The sequence below is a fragment of the Luteolibacter sp. SL250 genome (genome assembly GCF_026625605.1).
Lineage (GTDB): Bacteria > Verrucomicrobiota > Verrucomicrobiia > Verrucomicrobiales > Akkermansiaceae > Luteolibacter.
Genome location: NZ_CP113054.1, coordinates 1,570,756 through 1,590,380, shown reverse-complemented (window position 1 = coordinate 1,590,380; position 19,625 = coordinate 1,570,756). Strand labels below are relative to the sequence as shown.

Annotated in this window: 15 protein-coding genes; 6 read left to right on the top strand and 9 right to left on the bottom strand. The window is 65.2% G+C overall.

All coding sequences use genetic code 11. The annotated features are described in order from the left end of the window. Window positions 1-76: 76 nt before the first annotated feature. Window positions 77-1,378, bottom strand: a complete 1,302-nt coding sequence (gene rsmA / locus OVA24_RS07020) for a 16S rRNA (adenine(1518)-N(6)/adenine(1519)-N(6))-dimethyltransferase RsmA (protein ID WP_267674485.1) — start codon at window positions 1,376-1,378, stop codon at window positions 77-79. Between the two features lie 119 nt (window positions 1,379-1,497). On the opposite strand from rsmA, the gene OVA24_RS07015 reads away from it, so the two are divergent. From OVA24_RS07015 to OVA24_RS07005, 3 genes are read left to right on the top strand one after another with little or no spacing between them, the layout of a single operon-like run. Continuing rightward, window positions 1,498-2,424 carry a hypothetical protein gene (locus OVA24_RS07015; RefSeq protein WP_267674484.1) on the top strand — a complete coding sequence of 309 codons (927 nt, stop codon included), beginning with the start codon at window positions 1,498-1,500 and terminating at the stop codon, window positions 2,422-2,424. 24 nt (window positions 2,425-2,448) lie between these two features. Continuing rightward, the gene (locus OVA24_RS07010) at window positions 2,449-4,242 is read left to right on the top strand and encodes an ABC transporter ATP-binding protein (RefSeq protein ID WP_267674483.1); all 1,794 of its coding nucleotides are present in this window, start codon (window positions 2,449-2,451) and stop codon (window positions 4,240-4,242) included. Continuing rightward, entirely contained in the window at window positions 4,242-5,552 is a 1,311-nt protein-coding gene (locus tag OVA24_RS07005; RefSeq protein WP_267674482.1) for a hypothetical protein, read from the top strand. Before OVA24_RS07010 ends, OVA24_RS07005 begins: the two co-directional genes overlap by 1 nt. A gap of 230 nt (window positions 5,553-5,782) precedes the next feature. Here the strand turns inward: OVA24_RS07005 and OVA24_RS07000 are convergent, their stop codons facing one another. Continuing rightward, window positions 5,783-6,376, bottom strand: a complete 594-nt coding sequence (locus OVA24_RS07000; RefSeq protein ID WP_267674481.1) for a YybH family protein — start codon at window positions 6,374-6,376, stop codon at window positions 5,783-5,785. A 58-nt stretch (window positions 6,377-6,434) separates the two neighbouring features. On the opposite strand from OVA24_RS07000, the gene OVA24_RS06995 reads away from it, so the two are divergent. Both OVA24_RS06995 and OVA24_RS06990 read left to right on the top strand, forming a co-directional pair. Next, window positions 6,435-7,556, top strand: a complete 1,122-nt coding sequence (locus OVA24_RS06995; RefSeq protein ID WP_267674480.1) for a sulfotransferase family protein — start codon at window positions 6,435-6,437, stop codon at window positions 7,554-7,556. After that, window positions 7,553-8,884, top strand: a complete 1,332-nt coding sequence (locus tag OVA24_RS06990) for a cytochrome P450 (protein ID WP_267674479.1) — start codon at window positions 7,553-7,555, stop codon at window positions 8,882-8,884. The genes OVA24_RS06995 and OVA24_RS06990 overlap by 4 nt, the downstream gene beginning before the upstream one ends. Before the next feature lie 112 nt (window positions 8,885-8,996). Here OVA24_RS06990 and OVA24_RS06985 read toward each other — a convergent pair whose 3' ends face one another. From OVA24_RS06985 to OVA24_RS06955, 7 genes are read right to left on the bottom strand one after another with little or no spacing between them, the layout of a single operon-like run. Beyond that, window positions 8,997-10,562, bottom strand: coding sequence for an AMP-binding protein (locus OVA24_RS06985; protein WP_267674478.1), 1,566 nt, complete (start codon window positions 10,560-10,562; stop codon window positions 8,997-8,999). Beyond that, complete coding sequence (locus OVA24_RS06980) at window positions 10,559-11,668, bottom strand: GNAT family N-acetyltransferase (protein ID WP_267674477.1); 1,110 nt, start codon at window positions 11,666-11,668, stop codon at window positions 10,559-10,561. The genes OVA24_RS06985 and OVA24_RS06980 overlap by 4 nt, the downstream gene beginning before the upstream one ends. Then, window positions 11,665-12,987, bottom strand: a complete 1,323-nt coding sequence (locus OVA24_RS06975) for a diacylglycerol/polyprenol kinase family protein (RefSeq protein ID WP_267674476.1) — start codon at window positions 12,985-12,987, stop codon at window positions 11,665-11,667. Before OVA24_RS06975 ends, OVA24_RS06980 begins: the two co-directional genes overlap by 4 nt. Further along, on the bottom strand, window positions 12,984-14,084 hold the full coding sequence (locus OVA24_RS06970; RefSeq protein WP_267674475.1) for a DUF3419 family protein: 1,101 nt from the start codon (window positions 14,082-14,084) through the stop codon (window positions 12,984-12,986). The genes OVA24_RS06975 and OVA24_RS06970 overlap by 4 nt, the downstream gene beginning before the upstream one ends. Next, a complete protein-coding gene (locus OVA24_RS06965) occupies window positions 14,081-16,519 on the bottom strand; it encodes a PEP/pyruvate-binding domain-containing protein (RefSeq protein WP_267674474.1) in 2,439 nt (812 codons plus the stop codon). The genes OVA24_RS06970 and OVA24_RS06965 overlap by 4 nt, the downstream gene beginning before the upstream one ends. 30 nt (window positions 16,520-16,549) lie before the next feature. Beyond that, window positions 16,550-17,446, bottom strand: coding sequence for a UbiA family prenyltransferase (locus OVA24_RS06960; protein ID WP_267674473.1), 897 nt, complete (start codon window positions 17,444-17,446; stop codon window positions 16,550-16,552). Continuing rightward, the gene (locus tag OVA24_RS06955) at window positions 17,446-18,723 is read right to left on the bottom strand and encodes a hydroxymethylglutaryl-CoA reductase (protein WP_267674472.1); all 1,278 of its coding nucleotides are present in this window, start codon (window positions 18,721-18,723) and stop codon (window positions 17,446-17,448) included. The genes OVA24_RS06960 and OVA24_RS06955 overlap by 1 nt, the downstream gene beginning before the upstream one ends. A gap of 143 nt (window positions 18,724-18,866) precedes the next feature. On the opposite strand from OVA24_RS06955, the gene kdsB reads away from it, so the two are divergent. After that, complete coding sequence (gene kdsB, locus OVA24_RS06950) at window positions 18,867-19,625, top strand: 3-deoxy-manno-octulosonate cytidylyltransferase (RefSeq protein WP_267674471.1); 759 nt, start codon at window positions 18,867-18,869, stop codon at window positions 19,623-19,625.

Below are 19,625 nucleotides of genomic sequence, written 5' to 3'. Positions count from 1 at the left end.
GTGAGCAGAGCCGCACGACAACCCCTCATCCGGACACCGGTAACCCGTATCCGGAAGAATGCGACGGCTTTCTATCTCAATCCGCCAGTTTCCAGCATTCCAGGAAGCCGCTGGCGAAATCCGCAGGCCGGTTGGCGATCCACGCCGCCACCTCCGCGACGGGGAACCACATCGCGGCGTCGATCTCCGCGCAGGGGAATTTCACGGAGCCATCATGCCGCGTGCGATAGAGGCGGACGTGTTCCCAGCCGGTTTCCGGGCAGGGCTTTACGCGCCCCACTTCCTCCACCGCCGCGCCGGAGATGCCCATTTCCTCCTCCAGTTCGCGGATGGCCGCGGGTTCATAATCCTCCCCGGAATCCAGGTGCCCGGAAACGCTGGAATCCCATACACCGGGATGGGCGTCCTTCAGCAGCGACCGCCGCTGGAGCAGGATGTCCCCGCGCTTGTTATAAACAAAGACATGCACGGCACGGTGGAGCAGCCCTCGCGCATGCACCTCCGCCCGGGTGGCGGTGCCGGTGACCTGGTCGTCCGCATCCACGACGTCGAAAATTTCCCCGTCCTTCTGCGGCAGGTCTTTCAACGGATGGGGATCAAACGCCCGGGAGAGATCCACCCACTGCTCCAGCGTCAGATCCTCCCCGCGAACGGTGAGAGGCAGGCCCAGCGAACCCGCGACCTCTTCCCATGCGGGTTCCTTCGGCATCTGCTTTTTGAGCTGCTTCCTGCGCTGGGCGAAACCACGGCGGATGATCTCGTCGAAAAGCCGTGCATCAAACGGCGGCAGGCCACCTTTGCGTGGCGTAAGCACCGCCACGCTGGAGTCGATCTTCGGCTGTGGATAGAAGGCCTCCGGCGGCACGGTGCGGAGCGGCCGCACCTCCCACTCCGACTGCACACGCAGGGAAAGCATGCCGTAGTCGTCGGTCCCGGCGGCGGCGGCCAGGCGGTCGATCACCTCCTTCTGCAGCATGACCACCGCTCGGGAAAACGGGTTCGGCCGACTGAGGAGGTTCTTCATGATCGCTCCTCCGGATGAGTAGGGAAGATTTCCCAGGAATTTCAACGGGCGGTGTTTGAAGAGTTTCCGGCCATCGAACTTCGCGCCGTCCTCATGGTGGACCTCCACGGAGGGGTCATCCTTGAACCGCTCCTTGAGCGCGGCGGCCAGACGGGCGTCGAACTCGATGAGGATGACCTTCCGCACGGTGCCCACCACATGCTCCGTGAGCGCCCCGGTGCCGGGTCCCACCTCCACCACGGCGTCATCCGGGGTCAGTTCGAGCCGGGAGACGATCCAGCGCGCCATGTTCGGATCGACCAGAAAGTTCTGCCCGAGCTGCTTGCTGGGGAGCACCCCCGTCTGATCCAACACTTCACGAACTTCCCGACCGGTCATCGGGCCTTTCATGCGCCATCCGCCCGGGGAGCGCAATCCCCGCGTTCACCGGGGAATTGACATTTTCCTCAGCCCCCCTTACCAGAACAGGGAAAATGAAAGCCCTGTTCCGCGGTGTTTCCCTCCCGGTTTTTTTGATGCTGGTGGCTTCCGGCACGGCACAGGCGGTGATCGTCGGTGGCACGCTCGGCACCGGCACCAACAACGGCTCGGAGTCCAGCCTACAGAGCTACCTTTCCTCATCTTCCCAGGCGTCGTTCAACCACTGGGGCAACCTGCTGCGGGTGAATGACGCGTCAGGCGTCTATCTGGGCTACAACCAGAGCACGGGCAACGGATGGGTGCTGGGTGCGGGCCATGTGGGGAATCCGGGAACCATCACCGTTGCGGGGACCAGCTACGCGGTCGTCCACTCCCAGACGGTCACCGGCACGGACCTGCTGCTGATGGAGATTTCCGGCGTTGCAGGCACCGCCGCAGCCGCCCTCCCCACCGTCAATCTCGCAAGCACTTCCGCCACGACCAACGAGTTCGTCCTGATGATGGGACGGGGATACACGACCGCCACCGGCACCAGTGACCCCTATCCATGGGGTTCGACCAGCGCCTCCGACGCCCAAGTCATGCGCTGGGGCACCAACCGGGTCACCTCCGTACAGAACGCGGTGGTCAGCGGGGTCACCAGCATGAACATCATCACGGACTTCGACCCTCCCGGCCCGACAGGGGGACCTGGAGCCGTCACCGCCTATGAGGGCCAGGTGGCCATCGGCGACTCCGGAGGCGGCATGTTCGCCTACCGTGGCGGCCAATGGGTGCTGGTGGGCATCGGCCATTTCGCGGACGACGAAGGTGGATCCGCGGCTGACTCCGCCGAATATGGGGACCGTTCCGGATATACGGATGTTTTCACCTACCGCACGGACATCACCGCCATCACCGGAACCCTGATCCCGGAACCATCCGCCGCACTGCTGCTTCCGCTGGCCGGAGCACTGGTGTGCCGCCGCCGCAGGAGATGAAACGCTGGCTGCACGGTTGACGCCGTGCCCGCCATCGTCTCCCATCCCGGCATGTCCGAGACGAAGCGCAGCAAGCCGATTTCCTCCCTGAGGTGGATCTTCGGCTACCTGATGAAGGAGAAGGTGGTCTTCATCCCGTCGATGGTGGCGCTGTTCCTCACCGCCATCCTCTCCCTTGCCTTCCCATGGTTCCTCAAGGAACTGATTGGCAACCCGACAGACGCCCTCAACGACGGCATCAATCCCACGGAGATCCTCGCGAAGTCGAACCGCATCGTGCTGGAGCTGGTGGCGGTGCTGGCGCTCCAGTCCATCGTCGCGTTCTTCCGGGTCCAGGGCTTCATCCGTTCCGGGGAATCCGCGCTCAACCACATGCGGCGGGACCTTTTCGGCCACATGATCCGCCTGCCGATGCCGTTCTTCCAGGAGCAGCGCGCGGGTGCCCTGAGCAACCGCATCTCCGCGGACCTGAACCTGGTGCGAGAAACGGTGCTGACCACCATCCCGCAGGCGGTGCGCCACACGGTCATCCTCGTCGGCGGCCTCATCGCCATCTTCATCGCCACCTGGAAGCTCTCGCTCATCCTGCTGGGCAGCGTGCCTATCGTGGTACTGGCGATCGCGGTGTTCGGCCGCAAGGTGCGGAAGCATTCGCGGGACGCGCAGGACGCGCTGGCCGACGCCGGCACGGTGATCGAGGAAAGCGTGCAGGGCATCGCGGATGTGAAATCCTTCACCAACGAGCCGCTGGAAGCGTCCCGCTATGACCGCTCCCTCACCCGCTTCCTGGACGTGACAAAGCGCGGCGCGCTGGCCCGCGCGGCGTTCCTGTCCTTCATCATCTTCGCCCTGTTCGGCACCATCGCCTTCGTCTGCTGGTATGGCGCGCGGATGATGGCGACGGGTGAGATCTCCAGCACGGAGTTCCTGTGGTTCGTGCTGTTCGGCGTGTTCGTCGGAGCTTCGCTCGGCACCTTCCCGGAGATCGTCTCCGCGCTGCAACAGACGGCGGGTGCGACGGAACGCCTGCGGGAGCTGATGCACACCGCGACCGAACGGGCAGATGGTGAGGATGGCGTGCGCCTCGGTGGAGCCCTGGCTCTGCGGGATGTCTCCTTCCGCTATCCATCCCGTCCGGACGTACAGGTGCTGGCTGACCTGGGCTTCCAGGTGGAGCCGGGCCAGCGGGTCGCACTGGTGGGGCCGTCCGGCGCGGGCAAGTCCACCGTGTTTTCCCTGATCCTCGGTTTCAACTCACCGGAAAGCGGTGACGTCCTGTTCGACGGCCGCCCCGCCTCGTCCCTTTCGCTCCACGCGCTGCGCTCACAGATCGCCATCGTGCCGCAGGAGGTGCTGCTGTTCGGCGGCACCATCCGTGAGAACATCGAATACGGCAGGCCCGGTGCCACGCCCGAGGAGATCCAGGCCGCCGCGAAACAGGCGAATGCCCATGATTTCATCTCCGCGCTGCCAGAGGGATTCGACACCATGGTGGGCCCCCGCGGCACGAAGCTCTCCGGCGGCCAGCGCCAGCGCATCGCCATCGCCCGCGCGATCCTCGCGGACCCACGCATCCTGCTGCTGGACGAGGCGACCTCCGCGCTCGATTCCGAAAGCGAGAGGCTGGTGAACGAAGCGCTGGAACGGCTGATGGAAGGCCGCACCAGCCTGGTCATCGCCCACCGGCTTTCCACCGTCCGCCACGCCGACCGCATCCTGGTCTTCAATCAGGGCAGGATCGTGGAAAGTGGCACGCACGATGAACTTTTGGCGCACAACGGCACGTATCGCTTCCTCGTAGAAACACAACTCGTCTGATGACCACGACCCGCCGCCGCTTCCTCGCCTCCGCAAGTGCCTTCACCCTCGCAGCCGCCGGATGGATGCGGGCGGCGGAAACGGGGACCGCGAACGCCTTCTCCCCCATCAAGGGAAAGCTGGCCGCAGGAAAAGATGCGATCCTCTTCATCAACGGCGACAGCACTTCCTATGAGCCCAACGGGCCGTATTTCCTTTTTGCCAAGGCCATCGGAGAGGCGATGGACTGCAAGGTGGTGATGCACCGCTGGGGCGAGTGGGAGATGGGCAAGCCGACCGGCCCGAAGCAATACGAGGCCCCCGTCGCGCTGCGCGACACCGGCAAGGCGACGCTCACCGTCTATCTGGCCACCCTGCCCGGTGCCTCCGCCACGGAGATGTTCACGAACGCAAGGCGGGCGCAGGCGATCGACGCCATCCCACTGCCGGACTGCTGCATCCTCCACCACGGACACAACATGCTGGGGGCATTCCAATCGCTGCCAGGTGACAGGACATCCCTGCGCGGCTGGCTTTTCGCCGCCATCGGCATGACCTCGCTGAAATGGCCGGGCGTGCCCCAGGTCATCACCAACCAGAACGCGTGGAAGCGGATCGACAACTACAAGCGCGCGCTGGAGTCCATCCAGGCGGTCGCCGTTCTGCATCCATCCCTCACGCTGGTGGACTCCCACGCGGCGTTTGTCACCGCCGGAATGACCGACGACCTTTACCGGCCAAACGATGTCATCCACCCCAGCGACGGTCCGTCCAACCACAAGGGCGCGGGCCTAGTCACGGCGGCGCTGATGTCCACCTGGACCACTGCAGCGGCGGGCCAGCCATTCTCCACCCCCTCATGGCCGGCGATGCCGGACAAGGGCCTGGCCGATTGGGCGGAACTTCCGGATAGGAAGAATGTGGAGGCCGGAAAATCCCGGGACGGGAAAGCGCTGGAAGTGAGCTTCAAGGATGCGGAGTCATCCATCGGCAAGAAATTCTCCGTCGGGGAAACCGCCGCCATCAGCGGGAAAACCATCAGCATTTCCGCACTGATCGACGTGCCGCCGAAGATGAGGGTGACGGGCAGTTTCCACTGCAAATGCGAGGGGGAACCACGGCTCTTCATCCTGCGCAGCGGAGGATTCAGCGATGGCCGGATGCTGCTGGTGTGCGCGGGCATCAAGGTGGATGCCGACCAAGGCGGCATGCCGGTGGAGCTGAAATTCTCCTCCGCCCTCATCCCCAACGAGCCGTTCGTCGGAGGTCCACTGCGGATCAGCGGCGTGAAGATCACGGAAGGCGGACTGCCGAAGGGTGTCACGGCCTGATGATCGCCGTGAGGCAAAGGGAACGCCACAGGCGCGGCAGCGTCATGGAGTGCTGCGGCCCTCCGCCGCTTTGGGGGAGGACATCACCTGCCGGACGATGTGGTAAAAATCACCACGCCCCAACTTGCGGGTGGCGTTTTCATTTCAGGGAAAATCCCGCCCGCGACTGATAGCGGCAGAGGACTGCCGCACTCCATGACGCTGCCGCGTGAACGGCGGACACATGAAAATTACCCGCGCCTCCGTCCAAGCGCCCGCCCGACGAGCAAGCCCACAACGAGGGCGATGGCGGAACCGGCGATGGCCAGTGTCTTCACCGCGTTGAGCAGAGGATTGTCCAGCACGTTCATCGAGACGTGGTAGCTGGAGAGCAGCCACTTGCCGTCCTGCTTCACCATGGTGGCGGTCCACCGGTTGTTCATCTCGAAGTCTTTTCCCGCGAGATGGAACACGCCGACGTTGTAGCCATAGGCGACGCCCGCGTTGTTGCCCGCATGGAGGATGGTCGGCTCGTCCGCCGTCGGCGGCACCTTGTAGCCCTGGAAGGTCTTCTTCGACTTCGCCGCCATGTCCGCGTAGAACTTGCGGATGGCCGCCGGTCCCTTGCACACCTGGCCGTCCTGCCAGGTGACCACCACGTCCGGATGCAGCAGCGGATCGATGAGGTCCATGTTCCCCTCGTTGATCCCCTTCACCAGTTGGTCCTTCAGCGCGCGGAGTTCGACATGGTCGGGATCCATCGGCACCGTGGCATCCTGCGCGCGGGCAGTGTGGGAGAGGAGCAGGGTGATGGCCGGAACGAGGGCGCGGAGGAATCGGAACATGGCGATGAGCGGAGTTTGAACTTGGAAATCCAAGGGATGCAGCTTACCCGGTGGTTGTTTGAGCACCAGACTAAAACACCGCTGGAGCATCGGCCACAATTACCTTTCCGGAATCACCGCTGCCGATTGGTGGCGGCTTCTCGACGCCAACCGCTTCCAGGTGGACGCGGTGTATTGGCACCGGGCCGCGGTCATCTCCCTGCTCAGTCTTTTCAACTCCTTCCACCGACGGCGGGAGGAACGCCTGTTCGATAAAAAGATCGAGGCGACGGAGATCACGCGGCCACCGTTGTTCATCCTCGGCCACTGGCGCAGCGGCACCACCCACCTCCACAACCTGCTGGCGCAGGATGATGTGAACTTCGCCTTCGCGAACACCTATCAGGTGGTGAACCCGCACACGTTCCTGACGACGGAGGAAGCGAACACGCGCCGCTTTGCCTGGATGATCCCGGACAAGCGACCCATGGACAACATGGCGCTCAGCTTCGAGTCGCCACAGGAGGATGAATTCGCGCCGCTGCTCATCAGCCTGATGTCCTCCTACCTGGGCGTGTCATTCCCGCGCCGAGAAAGCTTCTACAACCGCTACCTGACCTTTGATGACGCGACGCGGGAGGAAACGTGGCAGTGGATGGAAGCGTTCCGATGGTTCATCAAGAAACTCACGCTGAAATACGGCCGCGCGCTGCTGCTGAAATCCCCGCCGCACACCGCCCGCATCCGCCTGCTGCTGGAGATGTTCCCGGACGCGAAGTTCGTCCACATCCACCGCAGGCCGGACGAAGTCTTCCAGTCGTTCCGCCACTACTATGACACGGCGATGTGGCACACCTACCTGCAGCGCCCGGACCGCAGCCGCATCGATGACGAGATCATCGCCCGCTACCGGGAGCTGTATGGCGCGTTCTTCCGCGACCTGCCGCTGATCCCGGCGGGGAACTTCCACGAGGTGGCTTTCGGTGACGTGGAGCGGGATCCCATGGGAACTGTGGAGGGTATCTACCAGGCGCTGGACATCCCGGCGTGGGAAAAGGTTTCCGAAAAGATCAGCCGCTATGTTTCCACCCTGGATGGGTATGAGAAAAACCGGCTGACGACCCTGACCGCCGCTGAGAAGGACAAGCTCCGCTCGGAGTGGGGCGGCATCTACCAACGCTGGGACCACGACATCCCATGAAACGCTCCGCCCCATCTCCACGCGGGGGATTCCTCACCGGCCACCTGCACCGCATCCGCCACGACGTGCTGGGCCTGCTGGAGGAAAGCACGCGCGACCATGGTGACATCGTCCGATTCAAGGTGGGGCCGCTGGTTTTCCACCTGATCAACCACCCGGATCACATGACGCATGTGATGATCCGCAACCGCAGGAACTACGACAAGGCGTCCCGCAGTTCCGAAAACATCGGCCTCATCTGCGGCGAAAGCCTGCTCACCTCCAACGGCCCCGCGTGGCAACTGAGCCGCCGCACGATCCAACCGATGTTCCACCGCAGCGCGGTCGCCGGATTCGTCTCCAGCATCGCCGCCTGCACCCGTGACATGCTGGACGGATGGAAGGGAAAGGACGAAACGGACGCGGCGTCCGAGATGATGAAGCTGACCTTCCGCGTGGTGGGGCAGTGCCTTTTCGGAGCGGACCTGGGACGGGAGGCGGAGACGGTGGAAAGCTCCATGCACCGGATGATGCTCCACACCTACCACCGCTGGCGCAGCCTGCTGCCTCCGCCCGCGAGTTGGCCAACCCCGGCGAACCTGCGTTTCCGCAGATCACTCGTGGAGGTGGATGGCATCATTTCGCGGCTCATTTCCGCGCAGCGGGTGGACCCGCCGGAAACGCCCAACCTGCTGTCCATGCTGCTCCACGGGGAGGATGCGGAAACGGGTGCCGCGCTGGGCGACCAGGCCGTGCGGAACGAGGCCATCACCTTTCTCCTCGCCGGACATGAGACGACCGCCAACGCGCTGGCGTGGACGCTCCACCTGCTCTGCCGGCATCCGGAATGGATCACCCGCATCCGGGAGGAATTCGATGCCGTCTGCGGCGGCCGCACGCCCACCATGGAGGACCTGCCGAAGCTGGCGGACACACTGCACGTCTTCGAGGAAAGCATCCGCCTTTACCCGCCGATCTGGGCGATGGAACGCAGGGCCATCTCCGATGACGAGATCGGCGGCTTCCACATCCCGCGCAACTCCGGCGTCATCCTCAGCCCCTACATGCTGCACCGCCATCCGGACTTCTGGGAGGAGCCGGAGGTCTTCCGCCCCGACCGTTTCCTGAAGCGCGACCACGAGTCCTACTACCCCTTCGGTGCGGGTCCACGCTTCTGCATCGGCAGCGAATTCGCGCTCGCGGAAGCCCGGGTGATCCTGCCGATGATCCTGCGGGAGTTCGATCTGGAGGCCGTGCCCGGCCAGACCATCGGGGCGGAACCGTCGATCACCCTGCGGATGAAGAATGGATTCCGGGTGAGGCTGAGGGCGCGCGCCATGCAGGGGTAGCGAAGCTCGTGAGAGCTTCGGCTGGGAGGACCTCCCACACCAAAGCCGCTCCGGTTGTCCATGGACTTCCCCACCACCGGAAGTCTCACGACTTCCGCTACATCTTCAGACCCTACCTTCCTTCCAGCAGCTTCCGCAACGCCGGATAGTCGATCTTCGCGTTGTGCCTGCGGTCGAGCGGCAGTTCCGGCAGGTTGACCACGCGCTGCATCCCGAACGCCGTGGCCATTCCGGAAATCGCGGCGTGTTCCTCCGTCGAAAGGTTCTTCCCCACCACCAACAGACGCTCCCCCTTCCACTCCAGCGCGGCCATGCGGATGCCTGGGAAACTTTCCCGCAAGGCGCACTCGATCGCGAACGGATAACGGAACGCATCCGCCGGCAATCCACCGGCAGCAGGGAATGCGGGCAGTTTTTCCGCACAGCGTCCCAGCAACCAGATCCTGCCGTGGGCGTCCAGCCATCCGGAGTCCCCGGTGCGGTGCCAGATGGTTCCGTCCACATGGATCTTCGTCTCCCGGTCGCCCATCCCGTCCAGATACCCCGGCAGCACGTGATCCCCGCTGACGATGATCTCGCCCGCCTGACCCTGAGTCTGCTCCAGCGCGTCAAAGGCCACGGCATCCATCGGCCCCAGTGGCCTGCCCCAGTGGTCCCGGATGACGCGCAGCGAAATCTCCCCGACCGGCAGGCCGGAACAGAGGCCGGCGCCTTCCTTCGTCAGGGCGGCGGCTTCCTCATCCGGATGGTGATGGGCGATGGGTTCGGCCTCCGTCGAGCCGAAGACGGAGTGGATCTCCGCGTCCGGCAGGACTCTGCGGAGCCGTCGGAGGAGATCGGGAAAGACCGGCGCGCCGCCGGTGTAGATGCGCCGCAGCGGCGGCAGGCCGTCCGGGGAGCGCAGGAATGCCTCGAAAAACGCGGGCGATGCGGCGCAGCGGGTGACGGCGTGGCGTTCGCATTGGCCGCGGACCGCCGCCGTATCGGGTGAGCCGGGCTTCGCCAGGTTCGTCGCCGCGAGGACGCTCGTCAGGCCGGAGGCCAAGTTCGCCAGCACGAAGACAGGCAGCGTGATCAGATCGACCTCGCCGTCACGGAAATCGAGCGACCTGGAAAGAGCGCGGTGCTGGGCGAGCAGGAAGCCGTGTGTCCTGACCGCCGCCTTCGGCACGCCCGTGCTGCCGCTGGTGAAGGTGATGAGCGCCGGTTCATCCTGCGGGACGTCCATCAGGTCATCGGGAGTGGCATCCGTCCTCCACTTCACCGTGCCGGGAAACCATGCCCCGGTGCGGAAGCGCATCGGGCATTTCCGGATCTCCGGAATGATCATGCCGAATGCCTGTGCCTTCCATGAACCGAAGAACGCGGCGGGCCGCACCCGCTGGCAGCAGAGGGAGATGAAAGCCCTGCCACCGGACGGGTCCGCCAGCATCGCCCGGACGCCGAGGTGGAAAGCCGCGAGCAGGAATTCATAAAGCTCGATGGATACCGGGTGCAGCAGCAGAACGGTGTCGCCCTTTTTCAAACCGCTCCGCTTGAGAAAGGAAGCCCCGCCCGCCACGCGGTCCATCAACTCCCGGTAGGTCAACACACGATCCACACCACCCGCCGAATCGACCAACGCCGGACGGTCCGGGTGCTCCGCCGCACGCTCCACCAACAACGCGACCAGATTCATATGCTGGTGCCCAGGTGAATTGGAGCGCGGACTTCAGTCCGCCCCGGAGAATCCGGACTTCCGGAAGATGCGGACTGAAGTCCGCGCTCCGTTCCCGCAACACCGTCCAACGATGGGTGCAGATCTTTCGAGAAAAGGACATATCTCCGGAACGCACGGCCCTCATGCCTGCCGGTGATCTTCAGGGAGGTGTTCGTCTGGTGCTGCAGCGCGTGGATCGCCTCCGTGTATCCCTTTCCCCGGGCGATGCGGTGCAGTTCATCCACCAGCAGGCTGCCAAGTCCAGCGCTCCTGGATGAGGGATCGACGGCCAGCGTCTTGACGATCACCGCAGGACGCTCCCCCCGCGCGGCGGACTCCAGATCCGGAATGCCGAAGGCGAAACCACATGGCGCTTCGTCGCGCTCCGCGATCCTGACAAGTTGCGGATCCACATGCTGCTTCACCTTCAGGTAGGAGGCGATGAACGATTCCCTGCCCAACGGAGTGTAGAGGAAGTTGTTCGTGAAGCTGCGCAGGCTGAGATCATGGATGGTCGCCAGTTCCTCCTCATAGCGGTCCGGGTCCAGCGGGCGGATGCTGATGCCGGAGCGGATGATCCTTTCCTTCAACGCGGGAGGCACCGCTTCACTGCCATCCAGCTCCATCACGGATGAGGAATAGGAGGACAGTTCGCCGAATCCAGCGGCCCGCCACCATGCCGGATAGGACTCATGGTTGCGGGGCTCCAGCAGGAACGGCGGCCGCCCCCCGGATTCATCGACGAAACGGTAGCTGCGCCACGTGTTGCCGTTCATGGGGCCGACCGCCAGCGTGCAGTCTTGGGCGGTGAGATGACCGCACGCCGCATCCAACAGGGCCTTGGAGCTTTCCCCACCCAACGCGGTGAATCCTCCCGCCACTCCCAGCCGGTGCTCCGCGTGGGGCGGGACATCGCTCCACCACAGCGCGAGATGGGCCGCTACCTTTCCGCCCTCCATGACGAAGACACGCGCATCCGGCTGTTCGCTTTCCGGAGCCACAGTTGCGGGTGATGGCAGGTTTTCCGCAAGCGACATCTCCGGGATGCCCGGGCCGGGAGTGATGAGGGTTTCCAGCGGATTCATGGACGGAAAAGGAAAGCGGTGAGGGAGACGGCCAGGGCGAGCACGCCCTTGACCATCCACAGTGCGGTGTCACCGCCCCGCCAGGAGCGTGACAATTTGCCGAACCATAGCACGGCCATCAGCGTCGCGCCAAATGCCGATGCGACCGGGATCACCAGCGCGCCGGCATACGGCCACAGCAAGACCAAGCCCGGCAGCGCGGCGATGAGCGCTCCTTTCAGCACCGCCCGCAGCGGCCTCGGTGAAAGCCCAGGCACGGAGTTGCGGGTGGCGGTGTCCAGGATGGCGAGCTGCGCCATCATCGCGAAGGACACGCCCGCCAGACCGAGCGCCACCGGCAACCGGTCCAGCGCCACCGCGACGACCCACGGCATGGCGGCGATGGCATGGGAAACGACCGCATCCAGACGGTGGTCGAACGCCTTGATGAGATGATGCTTCCGCGTGGTGATGAGGTGGGAGATGAAGACACCGGACGGCGGCAGCGCGAACCGCCAGTCCGCGAGGATGGCGCAGCCGTAACCCAGCAGCACGCTGCCCAGCAACGCGCCGCCGTTCAGCGTGGACCAGCGCGATCCCACCAGCACCAGCACCAGCAGGACGATGAGCACGATGAACCGCCAGATGAGCGACGGGGTGTCCAGTAGTAACAGTCGGTCGAGCGCGAAGATGCAGCCCAGCGGGATCACCATGTTGTCGAAGCCCCGGTCGGAGATCCCTTCCGCCATCATCGCCAGGGTGGCGAGGATGAGGGCCACCCACAGCGCATGCACCATCTCCAGCCGTCCGCCCAGGAAGAGCGGCAGGAACACGCACAGGAACGCGGTGGTCAGGAAAATCAACGAGCCCTCCACCGTCTTGAAACCCTCCCCCACCCCATAGTGACGCCTGCCCCAGCGGGTGCCGCCCACGGCGCTGGCCGCATCAGCCAGTGTCAGGATCCCGATGGGGATGCCGTGCAAGTAGGGATCCCCACCGGAGAAATGGAACACCGCCGCCACCGACGGGGCGAACAGCACCTCGCCATACGATGGCCGCTTGATCCCGTGCAACGCGGAGCCGACCCCGCTGCGCAGCGCCGGGATGGAGCGCACCACCGCCAGCGGGATGGTGGCCGCCGCCGCGAGCACCCACACCGGCAACGGCCGGCCGAACACCCATGGGAAGGAAACACAGACCAGCCCCATCAGCACATGGACCGACTTCCGGGAAACCTCCGGCGAGGCTCCGCAGCGGGCGGTGATGGCACGGACAGATGGCAGGCCTGCGGCGAGGATGAACACCACCACCAGCACGCAGAGCCATTCGTAGCTGGTCACTCCATGACCTCCTCCACGACGAAGCGGCTGTAGAAGAACGCGCGGTCCATTCCGAAAAGATCATCCGCCGGGATGGGCCGCAGCCGGTGGGCCAGCGATGCGGGACGCGACCGCGGGGCCAGCATGTTCCAATACGCCAGACGCGCCCCGGGGACGGAGGCGTCCGTGATTTTCCCCAGCAGCGCGGCGGTGTTGTCCTCGCTCATGTATTCGAAGATGTCCGAAAGGTTGAACGCACCATAACGCCGGTCAGGCTCGGATTCGAGCAAGGCCTCGATCGACCCGGGCGCGATGCGGAACCTCCCCGCAGCGATGGCTTCGCGGATGAGCGGGAAATTCCGCTCCTCCAGCGCATCCGGCAGCGCATCCCCGTGGGTGCCGGTCAGGATCCAGTGCAGGTAGGGATTTTCCGATGGATCCAGCACCGCCAGCGCGTGCCGGGTGCGGGACAGGATGCGGTCCGCGACGGAACCCTCCACGTATTTGAAGAACTCCGGATCACGGCCCAGCGCCCCCATCACGGTCCGGGAAAAGAAGATCCGGAAGATCCACCTCCAGCGGCGGTTGTTCCATTCCTTCTGGTAGAAATGCAGCCGCGCACCGGGATCGCGTGGTTCCAGCAAGGAAAGCACCCGCTTCCGGCCATGGGCCAGCGGCAGCACCCGGCTGCGGAAGGTGGCGAAGTAGCGCTCGAACTTCCCCGCCGAGCCGACACCCGCCGCGACCGCCTCCGGGCGCGCGTCCCAGAATGCACGCACCTCCTCCGGCAGGGCGTTGCGGATTTCCCCATAGATAGCCTGCCGGTCGTCACACGGCCTGGAGCCGATGAGCTGCAGCAGCCCGTCATGGTCCAGATGCAGGTACGATGCCTTCCGTAGTTCGATGCACGCGATCTGCGCCGCGTTCATTTCGGCGGCGGTGACGGAGGCCGCGCCCGCCGCCAGCAGCGCGAAGCTGTTCTCCCCGGCGGAGCCGATGCTGAGGCAGTCCCGGCCCGCGGGCAGCATGCCGCCAACGAGCAACCGGGAGTCCTCCCAGCACTGGGCGTAGCGGATTTCCGAAAAGTCGGCGCGGTGCTGGATCTCGGAGGTGGTCATCGTTCGGAGGCACGTTCGAGGATGCGGATCACTCCGGTCGCGCCGTTCATCTCCACGCGGTCGCCTGTCTTCAGGATGCGGGTGATGTTGGCGAGTGATACCACACAGGGAAGCCGGAGTTCACGGGAAACGATGGCTGAGTGGGAGAGCAGGCTGCCACGCTCCACCAGCAGGCCGGACGCGGCGGGGAACAACACCACCCACCCCGGGTCCGTCTGCAGGGCGACGAGGATTTCCCCCGGCTCCAGCCTGGCACCTCGCGGGTCCCGCACCACCCGCACCTTTCCGGTCACCACGCCGGGGCAGGCACCCTGGCCCTTGATGGCGTCCCCGGTCGCATCGATGCTTACCGCGGCATGCTCCCATGACTGATGGCGGTGGATGGGCCCGCGCGTCTCGAACCGGTCCGGAGGGGCTTCCTCCGCGCGGAAGCCATCGAAGTCCTTTTTCCGCAGCGCGGCCAGTGCGGCCAGGTCATGCGTGGTGCCGGTGCCTTCACAGGTGGCTAGAACCTCCCCGAGTTCGAGATAGAAAACATCCGCCGGATCTTCCAGGCGTCCGTCCGCCCACAGCCGCCTGCCGATTTCGCGCATGATCGTCCGCACCCGCCCGAACAGGCGCGTCCGCTCGAAGCGCAGGTTCTCCCGGCAGCGGACGCGCTCGCGGGTGCGCTCCAGCACATGACGGAAGATCATCCGCCGCAGCGGGTTCCCGATGCGCGGGGCGTCCGTTGCTTTGTGCGGGGATTCCTCCATGCGCTCACGCGCCCTGCCCCCAGCGGCCAGCGCGCCGATGGAAACCAGTAGAGTTGAGGCATCGTCACGGACAGTCGGGGATTCCAGTTTCAGCTCCTCCAGGCAACGGTCGCCGAAGTCATCCAGATAGCTCCGGAAAGCCGCCGCCAGTTCCGCGTGCGCGGCAACCAGCTTCAGCTTAACATCCTCCCGCAGATCCGGGTCCGCCAGCTTTTCAGGAAGAACCGGCACCTCCGCCGCCAGCGCGGCCATCCTCATGATGCGCCGTGGTGGCTCCGCGCTGATGATGCCGCCGGTGTGCGCCAGCAGGTCGTTCTGCAGCGTGCCGTCCTGGTCGCCCAGCCACTTTTTGCAGAGACCACGGAGGACGCCGTAGTAGATCATGGCGAAGAAGTCATTCACCAGCGGCGCGTCCCACTTTTTCAGGAGCTGGCCCTCCAGTTCCCGGTAGTGCGCCGCCAGCATCTCCGCGGAGGAGTCTTCCAGCGATGGTACACCGGAGAGATCCAGCGCCCGGTCGAGCCGCAACTGGAAACGGGCGATCTGCTTTTTCAAACCGGAGTTCTGCCGGATGAGGCCGATGCACGTGCCAACCAATGCCAGCGTGTCATTGAGTCGGGCCGTCTTCGACTCCGCGAGGATCTGCTGGACCAGCGGCTCCGGCAGCGATTGCTTCACCCCCATCATCTGCTCCATGAAGGAACGGTTGAGCTGGAAGCCGGGCAGCAGGGCCAGCACGCGGTACCAGCTCGCAAGGTTATAGTAGGTGCGCCCGCGGATGAGGCCTAGCATCTGCGGGAAGACATCATCCGCACGCTCGATCCGCTCGCGCGGCACGGACATCAGCGTGCAGAACTCGCGGTAGACGTGCTCATAGATCCGGCGGGCGAAAGAAAAAGTGAGCGGGGTGGTCACACCGCCGTAGCTCTCCGCGATGTTGCTGTTGTCCCACACGCGGAGCGTGTCGCCGGGGTCCGGCAGTCCGCCGAGCGTGGTGATGGGGCGGGACTGGAGCAGCCACAGCTTTCCCTCCCGGTCGATGGCCCACTCGATGTCCTGCGGGCGTCCGAAGTGGCGCTCACAGGCGACTGCCAGCTCCGCGACCGCCTTCGCATCGTCAGTGGAAAGGAGGGCGTCGTCGGGCTTCACGGTGATGGTTCCGTCCCGCACGATGTTCCATGTTTCCCCGTCCTCATCGCCGGAAACGAGCTTCTCCCCGGTCCCCGAGACAGCGGCGACCACCGTCAGCGAACGGCTTCCGCCTACCGGATCCGCGCTGAAGGCCACCCCTGCGCAGCGGGGATCGATCATCCGCTGGACGAGGACCGTCGGCGGCGAAGGAGGCGGCAGATTTTTTTCCCGGCAGTAGGCCAGCACGGCCTCCGCCTGCGTCGACGCCCGCACCTGAGCGACGCGCTCCGTGATCCGCTCCGGCGGCACGTGCAGGAAGGTATCGAACTGGCCGGCGAAGGAATGCGCCGCACCGTCCTCCGCCGTGGCGGATGACCTCACCGCATGCTCACCGGACAGCGGCGGCCAGCTCGCCGGATCGATGGCTTCGTCCGGCGGAATGGCGAACCACTCCGGCACGGGAAATCCGGCACGCCCCAGATGGAACAACGCGGCCCCCTTTCCGCCGAAAGGGGCGGTGGCGTTCGCGGTGTCAGGAAAGAGCGGCATGATGACGGATTCCTGACAATCCCGCAGGATCTAACGGAACGCAAGCGGCACCAGCCCCAGCAGGAGATAGAGAGCCAGCGTCCACAGCGCGGAGAAATTCTCGATCCACTTGCCGGAGGTTCCTTTCGAAAGATACCGGATGACGATCACCACGGCGGCTGCCAGCAACACACCCAGCCCGATGCCGATGGGCGGGACGAAGGAAATGGCGCGCGCCGCCATCACCGCACAGCCCAGCGTGGAGGCCAGCGCCACCAGCCAGACCATCGCGCCGCCACGCCTGCCCCACAGCCGGGAGTAGGTCTCCACGCCTTCCTCCTCGTCCGCCGGTTGCCGCAGCTTCCGCCCGATCTCGATGACCACGCCGTTGAAAAAGCTGGCGGCCAGGAACCACCCCAGCCCGGCGGGTGCCTGCCCCGCGCCGGGCAGCCACTCGCAGGCCGTGCCGAAGAAATCCACCAGCGGCATGATCCCCATGTGGGAGACCAGGTAGATGACGGGACGTTTTTTCAACCAGTCCCGGCAGAAGAACTCCACGCTCATCAGCGCGAGGTAGCTCCACGCGATGCCCAGCACGATCAGCAGCCGCTCGTCCAGCCACAGGGACACACCCGCCTGGATGACGGCGGCGAGGATGAAGACCACCCGCAGCGAGGAAAGCGTGACCAGCCCGCGCGGCACCGGCCGGTAGGGACGCCAGCGCGCGTCCTCCTCCGCGTCCTTGAACTCATCCGCGATCCGCAGTTGCAGGAACATCAGCAGGCAAACGGTGAAGGCCGTGAAATAGGCGGCCCACCCGGGAGGAGGCGCGTCCCGGAGCATTGAGGAAAAGGCGACCGCGCAGGCGCTGAACGCCGCGATGAGCGGGCCGTGCGCCAGCAGCGGGAAGCGCTCCTTCTGGTAGGTGTGCCAGCGTTGGAAAAACATCACGGGTCCGTCTTCCGGGTGCGGGCGAGCTTGCGGTGGGCGCGCGAGAAATGCCCGGCGCTGAGCGCGGCGATGATGGAGAGTTCCCCCGCCAGCAGCAGGCCCGCGCAGACCTCCGCCAGCGCGCGGGATTTCCCATCCCCATACAGGCCCATCAGTTCCAGGCAGGCCTTCTGGGTTGGCAGGCCGGTCCCTCCGCCGACCGTCCCCACCATGATGCCCGGCAGCGTGACGGAGGCGTAGAGATCGCCTTCCTCCGTCACCTCGAACCGCGTCACCCCGGTGGCGGACTCCGCCACGCACGCCACATCCTGGCCGGTCGCGAGGTAAAGCGCGGCCAGACCATTCGCGAAGTGCCCCTGGATGCCGATGGTACCGCTCAGCACCCCGCCGATGGCGGACATCTGCCAGTAGTCGCGCATCGCCTGCGGGGTGGTGTGCAGGTATTTCTCCACCAGCTCCGCGGGCAGCCTCGCATCCGCCGTCACTTTTTTCCCACGGGCGGTGGAGAAGGCGCGGGCGCTGGCCTTTTTGTCGCCGGACAAATTCGACTCCACATAGTGGCGGACCGGCAGGACCGGACTGGCCTCCAGGATATAGTCACAGACCGCCTGCGTCGCCAGTGTGACCATGTTTTGCCCGGAGGCGTCTCCGGTGGTGTATTCGAAATTCAGATACACGTGGTTCCCCTCCACGGTGGAACCCACGTCGATCAGCTTCCCGTGGGAGGTGGTCGCCGCCACCTTTTCCCGGAAAACGTCGAACTGGGCCAGCGCCCAGACGACGAACCGGCAGGCGTCGGACGCGGTTTCAAATGCGAAGGCGGGTGCCCGTGCGATGCTTTCGTAAAGGACCATCGCGGACGCACCTCCCGCCATGGTGAGCACCCGGCAGCCCCGGTGGTAGCTGGCGACCAGCGCCGCCTCCGTGGTGGCGAGCGGGATGGGGTAGTCCCCCTTTGCCGACAGGCCGTTCACCCTCAACGGCCCCGCCAGGCCGATGGGCATCCTCATCACGCCGATGGCGTTCTCGATGTTCCCTTGGTAGCACTCCAGTTCATCCGCCGACCGGTCCAGCAGGATCTCCCGCCACTGCGGATCCCCGCCCATCTGGTCCCAGATCCGCGATGCCCGCTCCCGGTTGACCTTCGCGCTGCCGATGGGGATCTCCGGGAGGTCCGCGCAGTCCGGCTCCAGCCGGGCCGCGGCATCCTCCACCGTCCTCCCCGCGAGAATCCGGTCCGCATGTTGCTGCGTGAGGCCTCCTTTTCCCGTCATGCCTTGGAACTATCGGCACCGTCCCCGGCAGGTCAACCGATTTGCGGCATTTCCCGGGGCCCGGGGGCACTCCAATCTTTTCCCAAAACCGGCCTTGTCGCCCGTGGGTCCCCTCCCATAAATTCGCCCAGCCCATTTTCAGCGTGCCCATTTCCGACTCCACCACCCACATTATTGGTATCCTGCCCGCACGCTGGGCCTCCACACGCTTCCCCGGAAAGCCGCTCCATGTCATCGCCGGCAAACCCTTGATCCAGCACGTTTGGGAACGGTGCCAGGAATGTTCCAACCTCGATGACGTCATCGTCGCCACCGACGACGAGCGCATCTCCGCCGCCGTCACCGCCTTCGGCGGAAAGGTGGTGATGACCAGCCCCGACCACCCGACCGGCACCGACCGCATCGCGGAGGCCGCCCGCGCCATCCCGCAGGCCACCCACATCATCAACATCCAGGGGGATGAGCCGCTCATTGATCCGGCCCTCATCGACGAACTCGCCGCCGCCATGGCCGCGGACGCCACGCTGGACATGGCCACCGCCGCCAATCCGCTGGACCCTGCGGACCCCGCCGTGGCCGACCCGAATGTGGTGAAAGTCGTCACCGCCCTGGATGGCCGCGCGCTTTATTTTTCCCGCTCCCCGCTCCCTTATTTCCGCAACGCGGTGGAGAACCTCCCCGTCTTCCGCCACAAGGGCATCTACGCCTACTCCCGCGGCTTCCTGGAGAAATATGTCACCTGGGCACCATCTCCGCTTGAAAAAGCCGAGTCCCTGGAGCAACTCCGCGCCCTCGAGAACGGCGCCTCCATCAAGGTTCTGGTCACGGACGACACCTCACCCGGCGTTGACACACCCGGACAGGCTGACGAGATCGAACGTCTTCTTTCCACTACTCACTGA